Origin of the sequence: Fodinibacter luteus (assembly GCF_039541575.1) — a bacterium.
Classification (GTDB): Bacteria; Actinomycetota; Actinomycetes; order Actinomycetales; family Dermatophilaceae; genus Fodinibacter; species Fodinibacter luteus.
Genome location: NZ_BAABGM010000007.1, coordinates 157,861 through 179,630 on the forward strand (window position 1 = coordinate 157,861; position 21,770 = coordinate 179,630).

The window sequence follows — 21,770 nt, forward strand, 5'->3', positions numbered from 1 at the left end:
GCCACGCTCGCATGCGGCTCGGGGTGATGGGTGGGACCTTCGACCCCATCCACCACGGTCACCTCGTCGCCGCCTCGGAGGTCCAGTCGCTCCTCGCCCTCGACGAGGTCGTCTTCGTCCCCACGGGTGAGCCGTGGCAGAAGGAGGGGCGAGACGTCGCCCCGGCCGAGCACCGCTACCTCATGACGGTCGTCGCAACTGCATCGAACCCCCGCTTCACGGTCTCGCGGGTCGACATCGACCGCGGGGGACCGACGTACACCATCGACACGCTGCGCGACCTGCACGCCCAGCGCCCCGACGCCGAGCTGTTCTTCATCACCGGCGCCGACGCCCTGGCGCAGATCCTGTCGTGGAAGGACGCCGACGAGCTGTTCGGCCTCGCCCACTTCATCGGCGTGACCCGCCCCGGGTACGAGCTGTCCGAGTCCGGCCTGCCGGCCGACCGCGTCGACCTGCAGGAGGTGCCCGCGATGGCGATCAGCTCGACCGACTGCCGTCAGCGGGTGCGGGCCGGGGAGCCGGTCTGGTACCTCGTCCCCGACGGCGTCGTCCAGTACATCTCCAAGCACCACCTGTATGCCGCGCCGGCACCGTCCGCGGCCACCGCACCCCACCGAGGAGCCCCGTGACCGCGACCGACCGCTCGCTCGAGCTCGCCAGGGCGGCTGCCGCCGCCGCCGCCGCGAAGCTCGCGACGACCATCACCGGCATCGACGTCTCGAAGCAGCTCGCGCTGACCGACGTCTTCGTCATCGTCTCCGCCGAGTCGGAGCGGCAGGTCGGCTCGATCGTCGACGAGGTCGAGGACACCCTGCGCGACATGGGCGTCAAGCCGGTCCGGCGCGAGGGCCAGCGCGAGGGCCGCTGGGTGCTCATCGACTTCGTCGACATCGTCGTGCACGTCCAGCACGACGACGAGCGCGCCTTCTACGAGCTCGAGCGGCTCTGGAAGGACTGCCCGGGCATCGACCTCGGGGTCGTCGGCACCGAGCAGGGCGGCCGGTGAGCCGTCCGTGAGCCGTCGGTGAGCGGCGGGGCGCGTCGGGTCGTCGTGCTGCGCCACGGGGAGACCGAGCACAACGTCGCGAGGATCTGGCAGGGACACCTCGACACCGCGCTGTCGGCGCGCGGGGTCGAGCAGGCCCGCGAGGCGGCGCCCGTGCTCGCGGCCCTGCGGCCGTCCCGCATCGTGTCGAGCGACCTGCAGCGGGCCCGCGTGACCGCCGAGCACGTCGCCCGGGCCTGCGGGCTCGTCGTGCGCACCGACGAGCGCTTCCGCGAGATCCACGTCGGGGCCTGGCAGGGGATGCCGGCCGACGACGTCGCCCGGGGCTGGCCGGACACCCAGGCGGCGGTGCTGCGCGGTGAGGACGTGCGGCGCGGGGAGGACGGCGAGAACCTCACCGAGGTCGCCGAACGGGTCGGGGAGGGCGTCACCGAGCAGCTCGCGACCCTGGGGCCGGGGGAGTGCCTCGTCGTCTCGACGCACGGAGCGGCCGGGCGGGCTCTCGCCGCGTGGCTGCTCGGCCTCGACCAGGGCCTGGCCTGGCGGGTGCTCGGCGGGCTGGGCAACTGCCACTGGGCCGAGCTCGCCGAGGGGCGCGGGGGATGGCGCATCACGACGTGGAACACCTCGGCCGGCGAGGGGTCCTCGACGCGGTCCCACGCGGGCTCGTCCCCGGCCTGACGCCGATTTGGTCGGCCCCGGGGGGGCATGGGTAAACTCGCCGTCGCACCCCTCGGGGTCACCCACTCGGGGCTGTAGCGCAGTTGGTAGCGCACCTCCATGGCATGGAGGGGGTCAGGGGTTCGAATCCCCTCAGCTCCACCCACGATCGACGGGCCCGGCACGCGCTGCCGGGCCCGTCGTCGTCCTGGCCCGTGGATGGCGTGCCGCCCCGGCCGGTGAGGGATGCCGGGAGGCCGACGAGCAGGCGTACCGTGGCTGGCATGTTCTCCGTTGGCTCACGCGCGGTCGGCGCCGTGTTCGACGACCTCGTCGCGTTCTTCCGGCCGACGTACTCGCACGTGCGCGAGGAGAAGCAGCGCCTCGAGCTGACCCGCGAGGATGCCGGGGACACCGCGCCGCCGCTCCGGCGCGGGGCCGACGGCGTTGCCGTCCGGCTCGCCGTGCCACCGGGTTACGAGCCGCCGAACGGGCCGAGGCGCGGCGATCCGCCGAGCGACTCACGCGGTCTCGTCGTCTGACCGTGAGGTCGCCCGTCCGCACGGGCGTGGTTCTCACCAAGCGCCTGACAGGCCGGGCCGGCGGGAGCACGATGGTGGAATGGTTCGGGGGATCGTCGCCGTGGGGTTCGTCGCCCTGGCTCTCGCGGGAATGCCCGCAGCCGCGGCGGACCTCGTCGTCGACGCGAAGACCGTCGCCACGCGCGGGGACGACGGTGTGCCCACCGCGACGATCGCCGTCATCAACACCGGCCCGGATGCCGTCACCTTGAGTCCCAGCGCCGACGCCGGAGTCCTTCCGGCCACCGTCGTGTCACCGCCTCAGGACGAGCCGTCGAACTGGGCCCCGCTCTGGTGGGGCATCTTCGTGGGGCTGCTCCTCGCGGTGACGGTCGCCCTGCGCGGCTGGACGGAGCGAGAGGGCGCCGAGTCGGCGGAACGGCATCCCACGGCCCAGGCGAAGCGGAACGCGGCGTACCGCGACGTCCAGCAGATCGTCGGCGCCCGGATGCGGGGCCTGGTCGCTGAGGAGCTCCCGTGGAAGCCCGCGCTCGAGCCACCGGTCTACGGGCTGCGGTCGGTCGTCGGCAACCTCGAGGCGGGGTGGTCGTTCAAGGACTCCTGGGTCTCCAACATCACCGTGGCCTCGACGGCACTCGTGGCGCTCCTCGGCAGTGCCGACGCCCTGACCGCCGTGCTCGGCGAGGAGCCCGAGGCTGCGCTCGGCGTGATGACCGTCGCGGGCCTGGTGTCTGCCGCCCTGGTCGGCATCGCCAACACGGTGCTCAAGCTGGTCGGCGAGCGGGTGACGGATGTGACCGTCGGCGGTCTCATCCTGTCGACCGGGATCGTCGTGTTCGCCGCGGGCCTGCAGGTGTGGACGGTGGCCGTGGCGGCCATGGACTCCGTCGGCTGGGGCGCGGCGGGAGTCGGCACGCTGCTGCTCGCCCTCGTCGTGACGGCTGCGCTCGGGGCCTACGGCTTCCGCAGCCTCGGCGAGGCCGTGCGAAGAGGCGTGTCAACCTCCCTGCCCGCAGTGCCGGAGACGGCCCTGACCGACTGGGCCGCCCCGCAGGGATGGCAGCGGATGATCGTCGCGGCCAGGATCAGGGCGGAGTACGCCGACTGGCTCGAGCCGCCGGCGGGCGATGCCGTAGCGGACGGCCACCCGCGCGTCCCCACCTGGGAACCCGTTGCTCCTGCCACGAGGCGCCACCGCCGCGCAGCCCTGCTGTGAGCGTCCGACGGCCGCGCGAGTGGTTGCGCGCCGTCACGCCGGCCACACGCCGCTGCTGCCGCGACGGTGCGAGCCGACGAGGTGGGTGTCGACGAGGCCCACGGCCTCCATGAGCGCGAACATCGTCGTCGGGCCGACGAAGGCGAAGCCACGCTGCTTGAGCGCCTTCGACAGCGCGTGCGACTCGGGGGAGGTCGTCGGCACCTCGGCCGGCGTCGTCGGGCGCGGGGTATCGGCCGGGCGGAAGGACCACACGAAGGCCGCGAGGTCCCCGTCCGGCCCGGACCTCAGGGCGAGGGTCGCGTGGGCGTTCGCGATCGTCGCGAGCACCTTCGCGCGGTTGCGCACGATCCCGGCATCCGCCATGAGCCGCTCGACATCGCTCTCGCCGAAGCCGGCGACGGCCTCGGGGTCGAACCCGGAGAAGGCGGCCCGGAAGGCTGGCCGCTTGCGCAGGATCGTCGCCCACGACAGGCCGGACTGGAAGGCCTCGAGCGAGAGGCGCTCGAACATCCCGCGCTCGTCCCGGACCGGCATCCCCCACTCGGTGTCGTAGTACTCGCGCAGCATCGGGTCGGCCGAGGCCCAGGCGGGGCGCGCGAGCCCGTCGTCGCCGACGACGAGGTCCGGCCCGGTCATGACCGTCGCAGGGTGACGATCGGGACCTCCGGGGGGGCGGCGACCCGGATCGCCGGGCCCCACGCCCCGACCCCCCGGGAGGTGAGCACCGTCGTGCCGGCCACCTGGGCCGTCCCCTCGAGCATCGGCTGCTGCAGGGGCACGAGGTAGTTGATCGGCCACATCTGACCGCCGTGGGTGTGCCCGGACACCTGGAGGTCGACCCCGCGCCCCTCCACCTCGCGGGCCTGGACCGGCTGGTGCGCGGCGAAGAGCGTGAACCCGTCGGGGTCGACCCCGGCGAGCGCCGCGTCGTAGTCGGGGGCGAACGTCCCCTCGCCGGTCGCGTCGTCGACGCCGACCAGCGTCATCGTCGCCCCGTCGCGCCCGAGGACCACGGACTCGTTGCGCAGCACGTCGAGCCCGACGTCCTCGAACGCCCGCACCCAGTTGGCGGTGTCCTCGAACATCTCGTGGTTGCCCGTCGTCGCGAAGACGCCGAGGGGTGCCTCGAGGCCGGCCAATGGGGCGATCTCCGGGGCGTAGCGCGCCGCCGTGCCGTCGACGAGGTCACCGGCGACCACGACGACATCGGGTCGTTCGGCGTTGACGAGGTCGACGACCTGCTGGGTGAAGTCGGCGCTGCGCACGGCTCCGGCGTGCAGGTCCGTGACGAGGGCGACGGTCGCGCCGTCGAGCTCGGCCGGCAGCTGGGGCGAGGCGACCTCGAAACGCGTCACCGCGGGGTTGGCCGCCTCGACCGCGCCGTAGGCGGTGACGCCCACCGCGAGAGCCGCGACGAGCGGGGACGCCACCCGGTTGAGCCGACGCCGGGTGTCGCGCCCGTGGTCATCGCGCCGGCCGACGAGCCAGATCGCGACGCTCGCCAGCCACACCGGCACGAGCCCGAGGAAGAGGTAGAGGCAGCTCGCGAGGAACGCCTGGCCGGCCCACACCGCCGGGCGCATCTGCGCCGGCGTGAACGACCCGCCCCAGGCGTCGAACCCGGCGAACACGAGGGCGGTGAGCACGCCGAGCACTCCCGCCACGGCATACCTGACCCAGCGCGGCCGCCACCCGGGGGCGACGGCCAGCCGGTGCCAGACGAACGCGATGAACCCGACGAAGATCCCGATCGGGATCAGGACGAGCCAAGGGCTCATGCAGCCTCGGCGGTCAGGGCGGCGCGGATGTCGTCGGCGAGAGCGGCCGGCTCGGTGTTGGGGGCGTAGCGCTCGATGACCCGGCCGTCGCGGCCGACGAGGAACTTCGTGAAGTTCCACTTGATCCGGCCGCCGAGCAGGCCCTTCTTCTCGCTCTTGAGCCACTCGAACAGCGGGTGCGCGTCGTCGCCGTTGACGTCGACCTTGGCGAACATCGGGAAGGTCACGCCGTAGTTGACCTGGCAGAACTCGCCGATCTCGGCCTCGGTGCCCGACTCCTGGCCGCCGAACTGGTTGCAGGGAAAGCCGAGGACGACGAAGCCCTCGTCGCGCAGGTCGCGGTAGAGCGCCTCGAGCCCGGTGTACTGCGGGGTGAAGCCGCAGGAGCTGGCGGTGTTGACGACGAGGACGACCTGCCCGGCGAAGTCGGACAGCTGGCGCTCCTCGCCAGCAAGGGTCGTGGCGGTGAAGTCGGAGATCGTGGTCATGCCCCCATGGTCACACGCGGCGGCGACGGGGACGTCCTCGAGCCGAGGGGCGAGCGCAACCTTAGACAAGGCCTCGACGGCTTGGTGCGTCGTCCACAGGGCGGAACGAGGGGGTGAAGATCACGAAATGGTCACGCTAGGGTGGGCGACCTCCTCGCCGTCCCGTCCCCCGCCGTTCCCTTCCCGGCCGTTCCCTCCCGCCCCCACCCTGAGGTCCGCCCCGTGAGCCACCCCGCGCCACCCACGTCCCGCTACGCCGGGCGCCACCGCGCATCGCGCCGTGCCCCGCTGCCCGGCCGGGTGCCGTCCGCCCCGCTCGTGCCGGGCCTGCGTGCGTCCTCGAGGCTGCCGCGGGCCACGGCCGCTGCGTTCGTGCTCGCCGCCGCCGGGGCGACGGTCGGCCCGTCCGGGGCCCTCGGCCCGGGGAGCGAGGTGCAGGCCGCGCCCGCGTCGACCGCCCTCGACCTGTCCGCCGAGCAGCAGTTCGCGGTGCGCAGCGAGGCGGCTGCGGAGGCGGCCGCGCTCACCGACCTCGCCCAGCGGCGTCAGGCCTCGGCGATGCAGACCGCCGCCCTCCAGGGTCGGGTCGAGGCCAAGCAGCGGGCCGCCCGGGACGCGAAGCGCAAGGCCGCCGCGGCCCGCGCGAAGAAGGAGGCCGCCGCCAAGGCAGCCGCGAAGAAGGCGGCCGCCGCGAAGGCCGCCGCAGCGAAGGCCCGCGTGAAGGCCGCCCGGGAAGGGAAGCGCTGGGTGCGCCCCATCGCCCGGTGGAACATCACCTCGGGCTACGGCTGGCGGTGGGGCAAGACCCATGACGGCCTCGACGTCGGGGCGAGCACCGGCACCCCCCTCTACGCGATGTCCCGCGGCACGGTCCTCAAGGCCGGCTACTTCCCGAGCTTCGGCAACAAGGTCGAGATCCGGTACTGGGACGGCACGGTGTCCTGGTACGCCCACCTGAGCCGGATCAGCGTCAGCCCCGGCGAGCGGGTCATGCCCGGCGAGGTCGTCGGCGCCGTCGGCAACACCGGCAACTCGTTCGGCTCGCACCTGCACCTCGAGATCCACCCCACGGGCGGCGACAACCCGGTCAACCCGTACCCGTGGCTCAAGCGCAAGGGCCTGCTCGGCTGACTGGCCGGCCTACCCTGTGGCCGTGCCCGACCCGATGGCGCCGCCGCCCCTCGACCCGATGGCGCCGCCGCCCCTCGACCCGATGGCGCCGCCGCCCCTCGACGTCGATGTGCTCGTCGTCGGGGCCGGCCTGTCGGGCGTCGACGTGGCCTGCCGGCTGTCGATGCGCTGCCCGGGCACGGCCTGGGCGGTCCTCGAGGCGCGCGACGCCGTCGGGGGCACGTGGGACCTCTTCCGCTACCCCGGCATCCGGTCCGACTCGGACATGTACACGCTCGGCTTCCCGTTCCGCCCCTGGCGCGGGCCGACCTCGATCGCGTCGGGCGAGCAGATCCGGCAGTACGTCGACGAGACGGCGCACGCGTACGGGGTGACCGCACGGATCCACCACGGCCACCGCGTCGAGCGGCTCGAGTGGTCCTCGGACGACGCGCGGTGGACGGTCACGGCCCGCACGTCCGAGGGGCTCGTTCGCCACCGCGCCCGCCTCGTCTACCTCGCGACGGGGTACTTCGCGTACGACCGCGGTCACGTCGTCGACTTCCCGGGCCGGGAGGACTTCGCCGGCGTGGTCGTCCACCCCCAGCACTGGCCGCAGGGGATGCCGGTCGCGGGCCGCCGCGTCGTCGTCATCGGCAGCGGCGCCACGGCCGTGACGCTCCTGCCGGCCCTCGTCGACGCCGGCGCGGCGCACGTCACGATGCTCCAGCGCAGCCCGGGCTACGTCACCGCGGTCCCCAGCCGGGACGTCGTCGCCGACGGGCTGCGGCGGATGCTGCCGGATGCCGTGGCGCACCGCGTCGTGCGCGGCAAGAACGTCGTGCTCTCGACGGCGGGCTACCAGTTCCTGCGCCGGTACCCGCTCGCCGGGCGCCGCCTGCTGCGGCGCCGGGCGCTGCGCAGCCTGCCCGAGGGGTACGCCGTGGACACCCACTTCGCGCCGAAGTACGACCCGTGGGACCAGCGGTTGTGCGTCGCCGCGGACGGCGACCTGTTCGACGTGCTCTCCGACGGTCGGGCGGAGGTCCTGACGGACACGGTCGAGCGGTTCGAGCGCGACGGCATCCGGCTGGCGTCGGGGGAGCACCTGCCGGCCGACGTCGTCGTCACCGCGACCGGGCTGCGCATCGAGGTCGCCGGCGGCGCCGAAGTCGTCGTCGACGGTGAGCTGGTCGACCTGTCGCGCAGGTACGTCTACAAAGGGGTCATGGTCTCGGGTGTGCCGAACCTCGCGATGGCCGTCGGGTACACGAACGCGAGCTGGACCCTGCGCGCCGACCTCTCGGCCCGGTGGTCCTGCTCGCTCGTGCGCTTCATGGACCGGCACGGGTACACCGTCGCGACGCCGCGCTACGACGAGGCCGACCCGGGCGACCGCCCGGTCCTCGACCTCACCTCGGGGTACGTCCAGCGCGCAGCCCACCTCCTGCCGCGCCAGGGCCGGCGGCGGCCGTGGCGGGTCGTGCAGAGCTACCTGTACGACCTGGCCGTCATGCGGCTCGGTCGGATCGACGACGGGCGGCTGGAGCTCCGGCGGCACGCCTGACGCGGTGTCGCGAGAGGGCCGGTTCGGCCGGACGGTCAGGTGAGCTCGGCGAGCGATGCGATGAACGGGAGCAGCGCCCGCTCGGCGCCGTCGTCGATCTCGTCGAGCCAGAGCCTGGCCAGGCCGTCGAGGTCGCCGTCGATGGTGTCGAGGAGCGCGCGACCGGCCTCTGTCAGCTCGGCGCGACGCACCCGGCCGTCGAGGTGGCTCTCGACACGGATGACGAGCCGGGCACGTTCCAGCCGGTCGAGGATGCGGGAGACCCTCACCGGCGGCACCCGGAGGTACTCGGACAGGTTGATCCCTGCCGAGGCCTTCTCGGCGACGCGACGAAGGGCGTCGAGGTCGATGGGCGAGAGCCCCGGGGCGGCGGTGGACAGGATGCGGGTGAGGTCGGCGTCGAGGGCCGCGCTGGCCTGCCGGAGGAGGAGCGCGAGGTTCCGCGTGTCGTCCTCGTCCGGTCGCTCGAAGCGACGACCGGGATCGACGTCCAGCCCGTGCCGGAGCACGATCGCGGTCCGAAGACGCTCCCACGGCTCGTTCCACTCCCGCTCCTTCGGGCCGATGCCGCGTCGCCTCGCCCAGTCCTTCCCCCGTGCCGGCACTGCTGCCACCCCCTTCCCCCCGGACCCCGTGCTGTTCATGATGCCGAGCCCGCGCCGACGGCGTGCTCACCATCCACAGGCACCAACCCACCCAGCCCTCTTACACGACCGGAGGAATTCCTTTCGCCCCGAAAGCAAAGGTCCGCGGTCCTTTCGCGCTGAAAGGAACTCCTCCGGTCGGGAAGGACATTTGGGGTGAGGTGTGTGGGATGCGGCGGCGCCGCCATCCGGCGGCTGGCAGGATGCCGGTGTGTCGGCCGGGTGGTTCGCCGCCGCCCTCACCGCCGCCGCGATGGTCGCCGACTGGTGGGCGGTGGCCCGCAGCCGTGCCGAGGTCGAGCGTTGGGCCAAGCCGGCCGCGATGATCGGCCTGCTCGCGGTGGCGACGCTCGGGGGCGCCGGCGACACGGCATCCGGTCGATGGCTCCTGCTGGCCCTCGCGCTCGGGCTCGTCGGCGACGTCCTCCTCCTGCGGGACTCGCCCAGCAGGTTCGCCGGCGGGCTCATGGCGTTCCTCCTGGGCCACCTCGCCTTCGTCGCGTCGTTCGTGCTGGCCGGCTTGGACCACCCGACGTGGGGGTGGGCCGGCGTCGCCGTCGTGGCCGGGTCCTTGGCCGTCGGCCGGCGCATCCTGCCCGGCGCCACGGCGGACGGTGGCCCGGGACTGGCCGTCGCCGTCGCGACGTACATGCTCGTCATCGGTGCGATGGCCGTCACGGGCTGGGCGACGGGCAGCCTCCTCGTCGGGCTCGGCGTGAGCCTGTTCGTCGTCAGCGACACCGTGCTCGCGATGGGACGGTTCGTCCAGCCGCACCGGTGGAGCCACCCGGTGACGATGGTCACCTACCACGGCGCCCAGGTGCTCATCGTCTGGGGGTTGCTCGGTCTCCTCGCCTCCTGAGTCGGGGAGTGGGAGGCTGGCCCCATGTCCGACGCCGCTCACACGCCCGCCGTCCAGCGCGCGCTCGACCGCAAGCTCGAGCGCATCCACGCTGGTCAGTACACCCCGGACGACTTCGTCGTGGCCGACGCGAAGGACGCCGACATGGCCTTCGGCGTGATGGCCGGCGGGCCGGTGGCGCGCGACCCGCAGCCGCGCAGCCTGCCCGGCGTGCACCGCACCCGGGCCGCCTACCTCGCGGCGATGCGTGCCGAGGTCGAGGCGGGCGCCGTCGACATCCTCCTCACGTCCGCGAGCAACGGCGAGGTCCTCGCGGGGGAGGGCGCCCTGGGCGACGACGTCACCCTCGCCGTGCGCGCCAACGACACGACGGACATCTGGAGCGCGCGCGGCTCGGTCTACGCGGCGCGGATGTCCCGACCGTTCCGCACCGCCCACCTGGCGTCGGTGCGCCGGTTCTGCGACCTCGTCCTGTACTCGGTGACCCTCAACAACGACGTCGACCACGACCTCGCGACGCTCGAGGCCTACCGCGAGTTCCGGCTCGAGGCTGCCGACCTCGGGATGCGCCACTTCCTCGAGGTCTTCAACCCCAACGCACCGCAGGGCCTGGCCCCCGATGACGTCCCGGCCTTCGTCAACGACTCGATCATCCGGCTCCTCGCCGGGGTCACCGCCGCCCACCGGCCGGTCTTCCTCAAGATGGCGTACAACGGCCGGGATGCCGTGGCCGAGCTCGTCGAGCACGACCCGTCCGTGGTCGTCGGGATCCTCGGCGGGTCGGCCGGGACCACGCGTGACGCCCTCGAGCTGCTCCACCGGGCCGAGGCCGCCGGGGCCCGGGTGTCGTTGTTCGGGCGCAAGATCCAACGAGCCGAGTCCCAGCTCGACCTGCTCGCCGCCATGCGCCGGGTCCTGCGCGGGGAGCTCTCCCCCGAGCAGGGGGTGCGGACCTACCACGAGGCGCTCGCCGCTGCGGGCATCGAGTCGCACCGGCCGCTCGACACCGACCTCCAGGTCACCGAGCGCGTCCTGCGCGACGAGTGAGCCGGCCCGCGATGGGGCGACCACCCGACGAGAGCGCGGCCAGGTCAACAGCGGCCGAGTCCACGGTGGCTGCGGCCACGGCGGCCGAGTCCACGGTTGCGCCCACGGCGGTTGGGTCACCGGCGGCGGGGGCCGGCGGCCGCCACGGGGTGCTCTGCGCCGGCACGGCCGTCGTCGACCTCAGCAAGGTCATCGACCACTACCCGCCACTCGACCACATCGCGATCATCGAGGAGTTCTCCCTCGGGACGGGCGGGCCGGGGCTCAACATGGCCGTCGACCTGACCCGGCTCGGGGCGCCCTTCCCGGTCGCCTTCGCGGGGGTCGTCGGCGAGGACGCCAACGGCGACCACATCCTCGCCGCGTGCCGGGCGGCCGGGATCGACGCCTCCGGGCTCGTGCGCGTCGCCGGCGCGGACACGTCGTTCACCGACGCCATGGTCGAGCGACACGGCGGGCGCCGCACCTTCTTCCACCACGTGGGCGCCAACGCCCTGCTGACCGACGACCTGCTCGACGTCGAGGGCTCGGCGGCGCGGATCCTCCACCTCGGGGCCCCGGGCCTCCACCCGCGCCTCGACGAGACCGGCGCGGACGGGCGCAACGGCTGGGTGCGGCTCCTCGAGCGGGCGCAGGTGGCCGGCATCCGCACCAACCTCGAGCTCGTGAGCCTCGACCCCGCCCGGATGGCCGAGGTCGCGGCGCCGTGCCTGCCCCACCTCGACACCATCGTCATCAACGACCTCGAGGCCGCAGCCCTCCTCGGGTCCGACCTCGCGGCCGAGGGCGCCGACGAGTCCGTGCCGTGGCCCGGGCTCGAACGCCTCGCCCTCGGCCTCGTCGACCGCGGGGTGCGGCGGCTGGCGGTCGTGCACTTCCCGGCGGGCTGCGTCGCGGCCGCCCCCGGCGGACGGGTGTGGCGGCAGGGGTCGGTCCGGGTCCCGCGGGACGCGGTGCGCAGCACGACCGGCGCGGGAGACGCCTTCGCCGCGGGGGTGCTCCACGGCATCCACGAGGAGTGGCCCGTCGAGCGCAGCCTGGCGCTCGGGGTGGCCTCGGCCGCCGCCTGCCTGACCAGCCCGACGACGTCCGACGGGGTGGGGCCGGCCGCCGAGGTGCTCGCCTCGGCGACGACGTGGGGACACCGCCCGACGGAGTGAGCGCTCAGCCGGCGTGGCGAAGTGGAATATACCCCAGGGGGGTATCTGTTTGACTCTCCATGGACACCATGGGAACGCACCAGCACGAGCACCAGCACCAGCACCACGCCGCAGCCACCCCGTCCCGCCGGGCCTCGTGGTCCCAGGCCGCCACCGCGACGCTGCACTGCCTCATCGGCTGCGCCATCGGCGAGGTCCTCGGGCTCGTCATCGGCACGGCCCTCGGCCTGTCGACCGTCGCGACGATCGCCCTGGCGGTCGGTCTCGCCTTCGTCTTCGGCTACGCCTTCACCCTCGTGCCCGTGCTGCGGGCCGGTCTGGCCCTCAAGGCCGCGCTCGCCGTGACGCTGGCCGCGGACACCGTCTCGATCACCGTCATGGAGGTCGTCGACAACTCCGTCATGCTCGTCGTCCCGGGCGCCATGGAGGCGGGCCTGTCCTCGACGCTGTTCTGGGGCGCGCTCGCGTTCTCGCTCGCGGTCGCCTTCGTCGTCACCGTGCCGGTGAACCGTTGGCTCATCGCGCGCGGCCGGGGCCACGCCGTCGTCCACGGACTCCACTGACCGCCCGGCAGCGCTCGCGTCCGCTGCGATACTCTGTGGGGCGTGACGAGGTTCGAGCTGCTTCCCTAGCCGCGCCGGCCAGACGGCCCGCGCGGCGACCCCTCCTGCGAGAGGGGTTTTTTCATGGGTCGGCGCTCAGCGCTCCGGCGCCTCGGCGCTCCGGCGCTCCGGTCCGAGCACCCCGAGCACCCCGAACCGCACCGAGACGACGAGGACGAGATGAGCGAGACCCCGCACCGCTACACCGCCGAGCTGGCCGGTCAGATCGAGGTCGCCTGGCAGGACCGCTGGGCCGAGCGCGGCACGTACCACGCGCCGAACCCCGCCGGTCCGTGGGCCGACCCGCAGGGCGTCGCCGCGCACCCCGGGGGCCACCTCCTCGTCCTCGACATGTTCCCCTACCCGAGCGGCGCGGGGCTGCACGTCGGGCACCCGCTCGGCTACATCGCCACCGACGTCTTCGCGCGCTTCAACCGGATGCTCGGCAAGAACGTCCTGCACTGCCTCGGCTACGACGCGTTCGGCCTGCCGGCGGAGCAGTTCGCCGTGCAGACCGGCCAGCACCCCCGCACGACGACGGAGGACAACATCACGATCATGGCGCGCCAGCTGCGCCGCCTCGGCCTCGGCCACGACGACCGCCGCGCCGTCCAGACGATCGACCCGGACTACTACCGCTGGACCCAGTGGATCTTCCTGCAGATCCACGGTGCGTGGTACGACCCGCAGGCGGTCCGGCCCGACGGCGGGCTCGGCCGCGCGCGCCCGATCGCCGACCTCGAGGAGGAGTTCCGCTCGGGCGCCCGGCCCCTGCCCGCCGACGACGGCCGAGGCTGGGACGACCTGTCCGACGTCGAGCGCGCCGGCATCCTCGACTCCTACCGCCTCGCGTACACGAGCGAGGCACCTGTCAACTGGTGCCCGGGCCTGGGCACCGTGCTCTCCAACGAGGAGGTCACGAACGAGGGGCGGTCCGAGCGCGGCAACTTCCCCGTCTTCAAGCGCAACCTGCGCCAGTGGATGATGCGGATCACCTCGTACGCCGACCGGCTCGCCGACGACCTCGACCGGGTCGACTGGCCCGAGAAGGTCAAGCTGATGCAGCGCAACTGGATCGGGCGCAGCCACGGTGCGCGGGTCACCTTCCCCGTCGAGGGGGAGGGGCAGGGGATCGATGTCTTCACGACCCGCCCGGACACGCTGTTCGGCGCGACCTTCATGGTGCTCGCCCCCGAGCACCCGCTCGTCGACGAGCTCGTCCCCGGCGACGCGTGGCCGGAGGGCACGAAGGGGGCCTGGACCGGCGGCGCCGCGACCCCGGCGCAGGCCGTCGCCGAGTACCGGCGGGCCGCCTCGCGCAAGAGCGACGTCGAGCGGCAGAGCGAGGGCAAGGACAAGACCGGCGTGTTCACCGGGGGCTGGGCGACGAACCCGGTCACCGGCACGCGCATCCCGGTCTTCGTCGCCGACTACGTCCTCATGGGCTACGGCACCGGTGCGATCATGGCCGTGCCCGGCCAGGACGAGCGCGACTGGGACTTCGCCAGGGCCTTCGACCTGCCGATCGTCCGCACCGTGCAGCCGACGCCCGGCCACGACGAGGACACCGCGTTCACCGGCGAGGGGCCGGCGATCAACTCGAGCAACGACGAGCTGAGCCTCGACGGGCTCGGCGTCGCCGACGCGAAGGAACGGATCACGGCATACCTCGTCGACAAGGGGCTCGGCGAGGCGACGATCACGTACAAGCTGCGCGACTGGCTGTTCAGCCGCCAGCGCTACTGGGGCGAGCCGTTCCCGGTCGTCTTCGACGAGGACGGGGTCGCCCATGCCGTCCCCGACGCCATGCTGCCCGTCGAGCTGCCGGACGTCCCCGACTACAGCCCGCGCACCTACGACCCCGAGGACGCGAGCAGCGAGCCCGAGCCGCCGCTGTCGCGGGTCCAGGAGTGGGTCGACGTCGAGCTCGACCTCGGCGACGGTCGCGGCACCCGCCGGTTCCGCCGCGAGACGAACACGATGCCGAACTGGGCCGGGTCGTGCTGGTACTACCTGCGCTACCTCGACCCGGCCAACGACGCCGTGCTCGTCGACCCCGAGAACGAGGCCTACTGGATGGGCCCGCGCGAGGAGCCCGTGGCGGGCGCCGCCCCCGGCACCCGGGACCCCGGCGGGGTGGACCTCTACGTCGGCGGCGTCGAGCACGCCGTGCTCCACCTGCTCTACGCGCGCTTCTGGCACAAGGTGCTGCACGACCTCGGCCACCTGAGCAGCGACGAGCCGTTCCGGACGTACTTCAGCCAGGGCTACATCCAGGCGCCGGCGTTCACCGACAGCCGGGGTCAGTACGTCGAGGCCCGTGAGGTCGAGGAGGGCGTGGGCGCCGACGGCCACCCGGTCTTCACCTGGCACGGGGAGCCGGTGACGCGCGAGTTCGGCAAGATCGGCAAGTCGCTGAAGAACATGGTCAGCCCCGACGAGATGTACGCGGCGTTCGGTGCCGACACCTTCCGGCTCTACGAGATGGGGCTCGGGCCGCTCGAGCAGAGCAAGCCCTGGGACACCCGCGCCGTGGTCGGTTCGCAGCGCTTCCTCCAGCGGTTGTGGCGCAACGTGGTCGACGAGGAGAGCGGTGAGGTCGTCGTCGTCGACGCGCCGCTCGACGACGTGACGACCCGGGTGCTCCACCGCACGATCGACGCGGTGCGCACCGACTACGCGGGGCTCGGGTTCAACACCGCCATCGCCCGGCTCACCGAGCTCAACAACGCCCTCACCAAGCTCGAGGGTGGTGTCCCGCGCGCGGCCGCCGAGCAGATCGTGCTCATGGTCGCGCCCCTCGCACCGCACATCGCCGAGGAGCTGTGGTCCCGGCTCGGGCACACCGAGTCGCTCGTCCACGAGGCGTTCCCGGTCGCCGACCCCGCCCTGCTCGTCGACGACACGGTGACGTGCGTCGTCCAGGTGCGCGGCAAGGTCCGCGACCGGCTCGAGGTGCCCTCGGACATCACCGAGGACGCCCTGCGCGAGCTCGCCCTCGCGAGCGAGAAGGTCCGCGCGGCGGTGCCGGACGGCATCCGCACGGTCATCGTCCGCGCGCCCAAGCTCGTCAACGTCGTCCCGGCCTGACGGGGTACCTCGGGAGACTTGCTTGCCCGCGTGGAGGAATTCCTTTCGCGGTGCAAGGATCTCTGGAGGGGTGTTCGGGGTCGCCCGGTTTCCCGGCCGATCTGCGGCGCGGCGGCCCGGCGACCGCACGTCTCGGGTCATGGACCGGGGATGCCGTGCCGCGGGTCGCGCTCCTACGCTTGCTCCCGTAGGTCATGAGTGCCAGTGACAAGCCCCGGCTCGCTGGCCAGCAACCCTCCTTCCGCGGTGGGGTGCTCCGGGTGACGACCTGGTCGGCGACCCCACTGGTCGTCGGCAAGCGCGGGATCCCGGGATCGCCCCCGAGGTCCTCCAGCCCCGGGAGACCCCTACCGTGTCGATCGCCAGCAGCACGCCCCCCTCGTTCCACCGCCGTCCCCGGCTGCGGGCCGTCCCCGACGACGCGCTCCCGGCCACCACCCGCCCGGCCGGGTCGTCCACGGATGCCGGTGCCACGGCATCCGCTGGTCGTCACCACGGCGCCGGGAGCCGCGACCTGCCGTCGGTCGTGCGCCCCGACCTCGTGCCGACCCTGTCCGGTGACTGGGTCGACTACGCCAACCTCGACCACGCCGCGTCGACCCCGGCCCTCGAGCGGGTCGCCCGCGCCGTCGGCACCGCGACGCGCACCTACTCCAGCGTGCACCGCGGCACCGGCTGGCTGTCGCGGGTGACGAGCGCCCACTACGAGGCGGCCCGCGACGAGGTGGCCCGCTTCGTCGGCGCGCGCGAGGACGACGTCGTCGTGTTCACCCGCGGCACGACCGACTCGGTCAACCTGCTCGCCCGGGCACTGCCGCGGGACACCACCGTCATCGTCTTCGCGTCCGAGCACCACGCGACCCTCCTGCCGTGGCGCCACCGGGACACGGTGCGCCTCCCCGTCCCGGGCAGCACCCGCGACGCCGAGCTGCTCCTGGACGCCGCGCTGCGCGAGCTGCCGCCCGGCACCGCGCGCCGCCCGCACCACGCCCTCGTCGTGCTCACCGCCGCGAGCAACGTCACCGGGGAGCTGTGGCCGGTCGAGCGGCTGGCCGCGATCGCGCGCCGCCACGGAGCCCGCGTGCTGCTCGACGCGGCGCAGTCCGCGGCCCACCGCCCCATCGACGTCGACGCGCTCGGGGTCGACTGGGTCGCCTTCTCCGGGCACAAGGTGCACGCCCCGTTCGGCACCGGCGTGCTCGCCGGGCGCCGGGACTGGCTCGATGCCGCGCCGCCCTACCTCGCCGGCGGGGGAGCCACGGTCCAGGTCACCGAGCGCACGACGCGGTGGACGACCGGTGCGGCCCGGCACGAGGCCGGCAGCCCGAACGTGCTCGGCGCGGTCGCCCTCGCCGCCGCGTGCGCGACGATCCGCGAGCACCGTGCCGCCATCGAGCAGCACGAGTCCCGGCTCACGGGGCGCCTCCTCGACGGGCTGCGTGCGATCGACGGGGTGAGCACCTACTCGCTCTTCGGCGACGACACCGAGCGCGGCCCGGTGGTCACGTTCACCGTCGACGGACTCGACAGCCACCTCGTCGCCGCGTCGCTGTCGGCCGAGCACGGCATCGGGGTGCGCGCCGGCAAGTTCTGCGCGCACATCCTCGTCGACACCCTCCTCGGCGAGGGCTCGGACGAGCACGACACCGCGGTGCGGGTCAGCGCCGGCCTCGCGACGACCGACGAGCACGTCGACCGACTGCTCGCCGCCGTCGCGGTGCTCGCCGACGAGGGGCCGGGCACCGTGTACGAGCACACGCCCGAGCACGGCTGGGTCCCCGTCGACGACCCGCGGGAGGCGGGCGCACCGCTGCCCTGGTGAGCGCGCGGCGAGCGAACGGCATCCGGGAAAGTCCGCGCGGACGGGTGGTCCCGGGGCGCGCGAGGGTGCAGGCTGAGGTCCCGAGGACATGACCGCCGTCACGTCCCCCACCGAGGAGGACCCATGGCCGATCTCGACACCACCGCGCTGCTCGGCGCCCTCGAGCCGGTCGCCGAGGAGAATCTCGACCGGCACCTCAAGGCCGCGCAGGACTGGATGCCGCACGAGTACGTGCCGTGGTCGCTCGGCCGGGACTTCAAGGAGCTCGGCGGCGAGCCCTGGTCGGTCGAGCAGTCCCAGCTCAGCCCGATCGCCCGCACCGCCCTCGAGGTCAACCTGCTCACCGAGGACAACCTGCCGAGCTACCACCGCGAGATCGAGCGGGCCTTCGGCCGCGACAGCGCGTGGGGCGAGTGGGTCAACCGGTGGACGGCCGAGGAGGGCCGGCACGCGTTCTGCATCCGCGACTACCTCCTCGTGACCCGCGGGGTCGACCCCGACGAGCTCGAGCAGGCGCGGATGGACACGATGCAGACCGGCTACGACTCGGGCGACAAGCCGCTGCTCAACGTCTGCGCGTACGTGTCGTTCCAGGAGCTCGCGACCCGGGTCTCGCACCGCAACACCGGGCGGTACACCGACGAGCCGATCGCCGAGAAGATGCTGACCCGCGTCGCCAAGGACGAGAACCTCCACATGATCTTCTACCGCAACATCGTCCAGGCGGCGCTCGAGCTCACGCCGAGCCAGACGATGCGGGCGATCACCGACGAGGTCGTCGACTTCCAGATGCCGGGCGCGATCATCCCCGGGTTCGGGCGCAAGGCCGTGCAGATGGCGATGGCCGGGATCTACGACCTGCGCATCCACCACGACGACATCGTCCAGCCGCTCCTGCGGCAGTGGGGGGTGTGGGAGCTCGAGGGGCTCGACGCCGAGGGGGAGGCCGCGCGCGACCGGCTCTCCGACGCCGTCGGGGCGCTCGACGCCGAGGCGACCCGGTTCGTCGAGAAGCGCGAGGAGCGGGCCGCGAAGCTCGCGGCTCGCCAGAACGCCTGAGGCCGCAGGCAAGCCGGCGGTGGCCGTGAGCCGGCGGTGGCCGTGAGCCGGCGGTGGCCGTGAGCCGCCGGACGGGCGTGAGCCGCGTGGCCGGCGTGAGCCGCGTGACGGGCGTGAGCCGGCGGAGCGCGCGAGCTCGGCGGGCCGGCCGGACCACTAGCCTGCTCGGGTGAGCACCGCCCTCGTCACCGACTCCACGGCGTACCTGCCGGCCGACCTCCTCGCCGGCCTCGACGTGCGGGTCGTCCCGCTGCACGTCGTCGTCGGTGGCCGCGAGCACGCCGAGGGCGTCGACATCGACGCCGCCGGGGTCGCCGCGGCGCTGCGCTCGTTCATCCCGGTGTCGACGTCGCGGCCCGCGCCCGCGGCGTTCCTGTCCGCCTACGAGGCGGCCGCGGCGGGAGGTGCGGATGCCGTCGTGTCGGTCCACATCTCGGCCGAGATGTCGAGCACCATCGGGGGGGCCGAGCTCGCCGCGGCGCAGTCACCGCTGCCGGTCACCGTCGTCGACTCCCGGGCCCTCGGGATGGCGATGGGGTACGCCGTGCTCGCGGGCGCACGGCTGGCCGCCGGGGGCGCGACGGCCCGTGAGGTCGCGGAGGCCGTGCGTGCGACGTGCGCCGGAGCGACCGTCGTCTTCTACGTCGACACCCTGGAGTACCTGCGTCGCGGTGGGCGGATCGGCAAGGCGGGGGCGCTCGTCGGCTCGGCCCTGTCGATCAAGCCGATCCTCGGCCTGCGCGACGGGCACATCGTGCCGCTCGAGCGCGTGCGCACGTCGTCGCGGGCCATCGCGCGGCTCGAGGACCTCGCGGTCGAGGCCGTCGAGGCGGCGGGCCGGCGCGCGACGCGCGGCACCCGGTCGCGAGGGCACGGGTCGGGGGGCGACGGATCCGGGGGCGACGGATCCGGGGACGACGGATCCCGGGGCGACGGATCCCGGGGCGACGGGTCGCCGGGCGACGGGTCCCGGGGCGAGGGGTGGCTCGGGGTCGACGTCGCGGTGCAGCACCTGGATTCCTCGGACCGGGCCGAGCGCCTCGCCGAGCGGCTGCGGGCCCGGATCGGGGACCGCGGGGCGGTGCGGGTCGTCGAGCTCGGGGCGGTCGTCGGGGCGCACGTCGGGCCGGGGACGCTCGCCGTGGCCGTCGTCCCGCGGGTCGCCCCGCGAGTCGTCCCCCCGGACGTCGGGGGCTCGCCGACCGGGACCGCCGGTGACACGGGGGACGCGGGGACGGCGCGCTGACCGATGGAGCCGCTCGTCCTGCAGGTCGCGGTCGTCGCGGTCGTCTGCTTCCTCATCGGCTCGGTCAACCCGGCCTCCCTGCTCGCCCGAGCCTTCGGTCGTGACCTGCGCTCGTCCGGGTCGGGCAACCCGGGGGCGACGAACGCCGGCCGCGTGCTCGGGCGCAGGTGGGGGGTGGTCGTGCTCCTCCTCGACGTCGGGAAGGCGTGGCTGCCGACGCTCCTCGTGCTACGGACCATGGGCACCGTGCCGGCGGTCGTCGCAGGCACGGCCGTGGTGCTCGGCCACATGTTCAGCCCGTTCCTGCGCGGCCGGGGTGGGAAGGGCGTCGCCAGTGCGCTCGGAGCCGTGCTGGCCGTCGAGCCCGTGGTGGCGCTCGTGGCTCTCGTCGTCTTCGCGCTCGCGAAGACGGTGCTGCCCTTCGTCGGGGAGGCCTCGGTCGTGACGATGGTCGCCGTCGCCGTCGTGGGGGCCGCCGCGGCGCTCGGGCTCGTGTCGTTCGTGGAGCCGGTCGTCGGTGCGTGGCTCCTCGGGCTGTCGCTCCTCGTGCTGTCGCGGCACCGGCGCAACATCCGCGCCTGGTGGAAGCGCCGCACCGGCTGATCGCACCCCGGCATCCCCGTCGACACCAGACCCGGGGTGCACGGGCGGTTCGTCCACAGCGGGGACCCGGAGGCGGGGTCGTCCACAGGTCCGGGCGCCCGTTCGGCGAGCCGGGCTGCCGTCCATACCGTCGTGGGATGCCGCGCCGTCACCATCTCGAAGACCTCTCGCCGAGGGCGCTCGCCCGCCTCCGGTCGAGCCCGCGAGCCTACGTGCCGACCGAGCTCGACCTCGCCGTGGAGCCCGCCGCGCGGCGGTCCGGCGCCCCCGACAACGAGCGACGCCCGCCCGGGCGGCCGCACGAGGGACGCCCGGGGCGGGCCGTCGAGCAGCGCCCCGGGCACCGGCGCGTCGACGACCGGGGTGAGGACGTGCCGCGCGGGAGCAGGCACGCCCGGGTCGACGGGCCCCGGGGGTGGGTCCGCCTGCCCGTCGCCCTCGTCGGGGCTCGATGGCAGCCGGGGCGGGCGGCCGTCCTCGGGGTCGTCGTCGTCGCGGTGCTCGCGGTCGCGGTCTTCGGGCTTCGGGTGGCGTGGGCGCGGTCGGCGGGGGAGGGCACCGTCATCGCGCCGGGCGGTGGGTCGCGGGCCGGTCCCACGGGCCTGGCCGCCGGCTCCGTCCCGGTCGGGGTGACGCCTTCGGCCGGCGGTGCGGTCGCGGGGGCCGTCGCGCCTGCACCGGGTGCCGGTCCGGATGCGTCCGGGGCGGAGGGCGGACCTGGGAGGGGGACGGAGTCCGGCGGGGCGGGCGGTGCTGCGGGCGGCGCCGCGGGCCGTACCGCGGGCGTCGTCGTCGTGCACGTCGTCGGGCAGGTGCGCCGGCCTGGGGTGCTGGAGCTGCCGATCGGGTCGCGCGTCTCCGAGGCCGTCGAGGCGGCCGGCGGGCCCACGAAGGATGCCGACCTGGCCCGGCTCAACCTCGCGCGCGTGCTCGTCGACGGCGAGCAGGTGCGGGTGCCCGCCCCCGGCGACCCGGTCGACACGGGTGCCGTGGCGGGTCCGGGTCCCGGCCCGGTCGCTCCGGGCGGCGGTGCCGGTGGGCTCGTCCCCCTCAACACCGCCGACCTCGCGGCCCTCGACACCCTGCCCGGGGTCGGCCCCGTGCTGGCCCAGCGCATCGTCGACTGGCGCACCGCCCACGGCCGCTTCACGAGCGTCGACGAGCTCGGCGAGGTGAGCGGCATCGGCGAGAAGCTGCTGGCCCAGCTGACCCCGCTCGTCAGGCTGTGACGTCCGAGGAGTCCCGGGTCGCGGTGGGCGACG

General features: G+C 74.1%; 21 protein-coding genes, 1 tRNA gene and 1 riboswitch. Of the genes, 18 read left to right on the forward strand and 4 right to left on the reverse strand.

Translation table 11 applies throughout. The features are described 5' to 3' along the window. Positions 1–11: 11 nt before the first annotated feature. The 6 genes from nadD (at position 12) to ABD899_RS05725 (ending at position 3,427) form a co-directional block, all read left to right on the forward strand. Positions 12–632, forward strand: a complete 621-nt coding sequence (gene nadD, locus ABD899_RS05700) for a nicotinate-nucleotide adenylyltransferase (RefSeq protein ID WP_345203344.1) — start codon at positions 12–14, stop codon at positions 630–632. Further along, the gene (gene rsfS / locus ABD899_RS05705; protein WP_345203345.1) at positions 629–1,009 is read left to right on the forward strand and encodes a ribosome silencing factor; all 381 of its coding nucleotides are present in this window, start codon (positions 629–631) and stop codon (positions 1,007–1,009) included. The genes nadD and rsfS overlap by 4 nt, the downstream gene beginning before the upstream one ends. Positions 1,010–1,027: 18 nt before the next feature. Further along, positions 1,028–1,690, forward strand: coding sequence for a histidine phosphatase family protein (locus tag ABD899_RS05710; protein ID WP_345203348.1), 663 nt, complete (start codon positions 1,028–1,030; stop codon positions 1,688–1,690). 68 nt (positions 1,691–1,758) lie between these two features. Beyond that, positions 1,759–1,831 (forward strand) — tRNA-Ala (locus ABD899_RS05715). A gap of 122 nt (positions 1,832–1,953) precedes the next feature. After that, a complete protein-coding gene (locus ABD899_RS05720) occupies positions 1,954–2,211 on the forward strand; it encodes a DUF6191 domain-containing protein (protein WP_345203350.1) in 258 nt (85 codons plus the stop codon). Positions 2,212–2,290: 79 nt separating this feature from the next. Continuing rightward, entirely contained in the window at positions 2,291–3,427 is a 1,137-nt protein-coding gene (locus ABD899_RS05725) for a hypothetical protein (protein WP_345203353.1), read from the forward strand. Between the two features lie 33 nt (positions 3,428–3,460). Here ABD899_RS05725 and ABD899_RS05730 read toward each other — a convergent pair whose 3' ends face one another. From ABD899_RS05730 to ABD899_RS05740, 3 genes are read right to left on the reverse strand one after another with little or no spacing between them, the layout of a single operon-like run. Next, positions 3,461–4,066: a DNA-3-methyladenine glycosylase I gene (locus tag ABD899_RS05730; RefSeq protein ID WP_345203356.1), complete on the reverse strand. Its 606-nt coding sequence runs from the start codon at positions 4,064–4,066 to the stop codon at positions 3,461–3,463. Then, positions 4,063–5,208, reverse strand: a complete 1,146-nt coding sequence (locus ABD899_RS05735; protein WP_345203358.1) for a metallophosphoesterase — start codon at positions 5,206–5,208, stop codon at positions 4,063–4,065. The genes ABD899_RS05730 and ABD899_RS05735 overlap by 4 nt, the downstream gene beginning before the upstream one ends. Next, on the reverse strand, positions 5,205–5,696 hold the full coding sequence (locus ABD899_RS05740; RefSeq protein ID WP_345203361.1) for a glutathione peroxidase: 492 nt from the start codon (positions 5,694–5,696) through the stop codon (positions 5,205–5,207). Before ABD899_RS05740 ends, ABD899_RS05735 begins: the two co-directional genes overlap by 4 nt. 222 nt (positions 5,697–5,918) lie before the next feature. On the opposite strand from ABD899_RS05740, the gene ABD899_RS05745 reads away from it, so the two are divergent. Next, a complete protein-coding gene (locus ABD899_RS05745) occupies positions 5,919–6,827 on the forward strand; it encodes a M23 family metallopeptidase (RefSeq protein ID WP_345203362.1) in 909 nt (302 codons plus the stop codon). Positions 6,828–6,849: 22 nt separating this feature from the next. Next, on the forward strand, positions 6,850–8,373 hold the full coding sequence (locus tag ABD899_RS05750; RefSeq protein WP_345203364.1) for a flavin-containing monooxygenase: 1,524 nt from the start codon (positions 6,850–6,852) through the stop codon (positions 8,371–8,373). Positions 8,374–8,408: 35 nt separating this feature from the next. Here the strand turns inward: ABD899_RS05750 and ABD899_RS05755 are convergent, their stop codons facing one another. Continuing rightward, positions 8,409–9,017 (reverse strand): MarR family winged helix-turn-helix transcriptional regulator, encoded by a 609-nt coding sequence (locus ABD899_RS05755; RefSeq protein ID WP_345203365.1) that lies wholly within the window; start codon positions 9,015–9,017, stop codon positions 8,409–8,411. Between the two features lie 211 nt (positions 9,018–9,228). Here ABD899_RS05755 and ABD899_RS05760 point away from each other — a divergent pair, with 211 nt between their 5' ends. From ABD899_RS05760 to ABD899_RS05805, 10 genes are all read left to right on the forward strand, one after another. Next, positions 9,229–9,879 carry a lysoplasmalogenase family protein gene (locus ABD899_RS05760; protein WP_345203367.1) on the forward strand — a complete coding sequence of 217 codons (651 nt, stop codon included), beginning with the start codon at positions 9,229–9,231 and terminating at the stop codon, positions 9,877–9,879. A gap of 24 nt (positions 9,880–9,903) precedes the next feature. Then, positions 9,904–10,926, forward strand: a complete 1,023-nt coding sequence (locus tag ABD899_RS05765; RefSeq protein WP_345203369.1) for a hypothetical protein — start codon at positions 9,904–9,906, stop codon at positions 10,924–10,926. An 11-nt stretch (positions 10,927–10,937) separates the two neighbouring features. Further along, positions 10,938–12,086, forward strand: coding sequence for a carbohydrate kinase family protein (locus ABD899_RS05770; RefSeq protein WP_345203371.1), 1,149 nt, complete (start codon positions 10,938–10,940; stop codon positions 12,084–12,086). Between the two features lie 68 nt (positions 12,087–12,154). After that, positions 12,155–12,649 carry a DUF4396 domain-containing protein gene (locus ABD899_RS05775; RefSeq protein WP_345203372.1) on the forward strand — a complete coding sequence of 165 codons (495 nt, stop codon included), beginning with the start codon at positions 12,155–12,157 and terminating at the stop codon, positions 12,647–12,649. Positions 12,650–12,868: 219 nt separating this feature from the next. Next, entirely contained in the window at positions 12,869–15,778 is a 2,910-nt protein-coding gene (gene leuS / locus ABD899_RS05780) for a leucine--tRNA ligase (RefSeq protein ID WP_345203484.1), read from the forward strand. A gap of 190 nt (positions 15,779–15,968) precedes the next feature. Further along, positions 15,969–16,085: riboswitch (SAM riboswitch) on the forward strand. 45 nt (positions 16,086–16,130) lie between these two features. Beyond that, the gene (locus ABD899_RS05785; RefSeq protein ID WP_345203375.1) at positions 16,131–17,600 is read left to right on the forward strand and encodes an aminotransferase class V-fold PLP-dependent enzyme; all 1,470 of its coding nucleotides are present in this window, start codon (positions 16,131–16,133) and stop codon (positions 17,598–17,600) included. Positions 17,601–17,723: 123 nt separating this feature from the next. After that, positions 17,724–18,659, forward strand: coding sequence for an acyl-ACP desaturase (locus tag ABD899_RS05790; protein ID WP_345203377.1), 936 nt, complete (start codon positions 17,724–17,726; stop codon positions 18,657–18,659). A gap of 169 nt (positions 18,660–18,828) precedes the next feature. Next, positions 18,829–19,905: a DegV family protein gene (locus tag ABD899_RS05795; protein WP_345203380.1), complete on the forward strand. Its 1,077-nt coding sequence runs from the start codon at positions 18,829–18,831 to the stop codon at positions 19,903–19,905. A gap of 3 nt (positions 19,906–19,908) precedes the next feature. Continuing rightward, positions 19,909–20,508, forward strand: a complete 600-nt coding sequence (locus ABD899_RS05800) for a glycerol-3-phosphate acyltransferase (RefSeq protein ID WP_345203381.1) — start codon at positions 19,909–19,911, stop codon at positions 20,506–20,508. A gap of 137 nt (positions 20,509–20,645) precedes the next feature. Beyond that, complete coding sequence (locus ABD899_RS05805; RefSeq protein WP_345203383.1) at positions 20,646–21,737, forward strand: helix-hairpin-helix domain-containing protein; 1,092 nt, start codon at positions 20,646–20,648, stop codon at positions 21,735–21,737. The last annotated feature ends 33 nt before the right edge of the window (positions 21,738–21,770 follow it).

What these genes read in the sequence shown, in the direction of transcription:
- nadD (WP_345203344.1), top strand. Translation starts at nt 12, where the DNA reads ATGCGGCTCGGGGTGATGGGTGGGACCTTCGACCCCATCCACCACGGT.
- ABD899_RS05720 (WP_345203350.1), top strand. Translation starts at nt 1,954, where the DNA reads ATGTTCTCCGTTGGCTCACGCGCGGTCGGCGCCGTGTTCGACGACCTC.
- ABD899_RS05725 (WP_345203353.1), top strand. Translation starts at nt 2,291, where the DNA reads ATGGTTCGGGGGATCGTCGCCGTGGGGTTCGTCGCCCTGGCTCTCGCG.
- ABD899_RS05730 (WP_345203356.1), bottom strand. Translation starts at nt 4,066, where the DNA reads ATGACCGGGCCGGACCTCGTCGTCGGCGACGACGGGCTCGCGCGCCCC.
- ABD899_RS05735 (WP_345203358.1), bottom strand. Translation starts at nt 5,208, where the DNA reads ATGAGCCCTTGGCTCGTCCTGATCCCGATCGGGATCTTCGTCGGGTTC.
- ABD899_RS05740 (WP_345203361.1), bottom strand. Translation starts at nt 5,696, where the DNA reads ATGACCACGATCTCCGACTTCACCGCCACGACCCTTGCTGGCGAGGAG.
- ABD899_RS05755 (WP_345203365.1), bottom strand. Translation starts at nt 9,017, where the DNA reads ATGAACAGCACGGGGTCCGGGGGGAAGGGGGTGGCAGCAGTGCCGGCA.
- ABD899_RS05765 (WP_345203369.1), top strand. Translation starts at nt 9,904, where the DNA reads ATGTCCGACGCCGCTCACACGCCCGCCGTCCAGCGCGCGCTCGACCGC.
- ABD899_RS05770 (WP_345203371.1), top strand. Translation starts at nt 10,938, where the DNA reads ATGGGGCGACCACCCGACGAGAGCGCGGCCAGGTCAACAGCGGCCGAG.
- ABD899_RS05775 (WP_345203372.1), top strand. Translation starts at nt 12,155, where the DNA reads ATGGGAACGCACCAGCACGAGCACCAGCACCAGCACCACGCCGCAGCC.
- leuS (WP_345203484.1), top strand. Translation starts at nt 12,869, where the DNA reads ATGAGCGAGACCCCGCACCGCTACACCGCCGAGCTGGCCGGTCAGATC.
- ABD899_RS05790 (WP_345203377.1), top strand. Translation starts at nt 17,724, where the DNA reads ATGGCCGATCTCGACACCACCGCGCTGCTCGGCGCCCTCGAGCCGGTC.
- ABD899_RS05800 (WP_345203381.1), top strand. Translation starts at nt 19,909, where the DNA reads ATGGAGCCGCTCGTCCTGCAGGTCGCGGTCGTCGCGGTCGTCTGCTTC.
- ABD899_RS05805 (WP_345203383.1), top strand. Translation starts at nt 20,646, where the DNA reads ATGCCGCGCCGTCACCATCTCGAAGACCTCTCGCCGAGGGCGCTCGCC.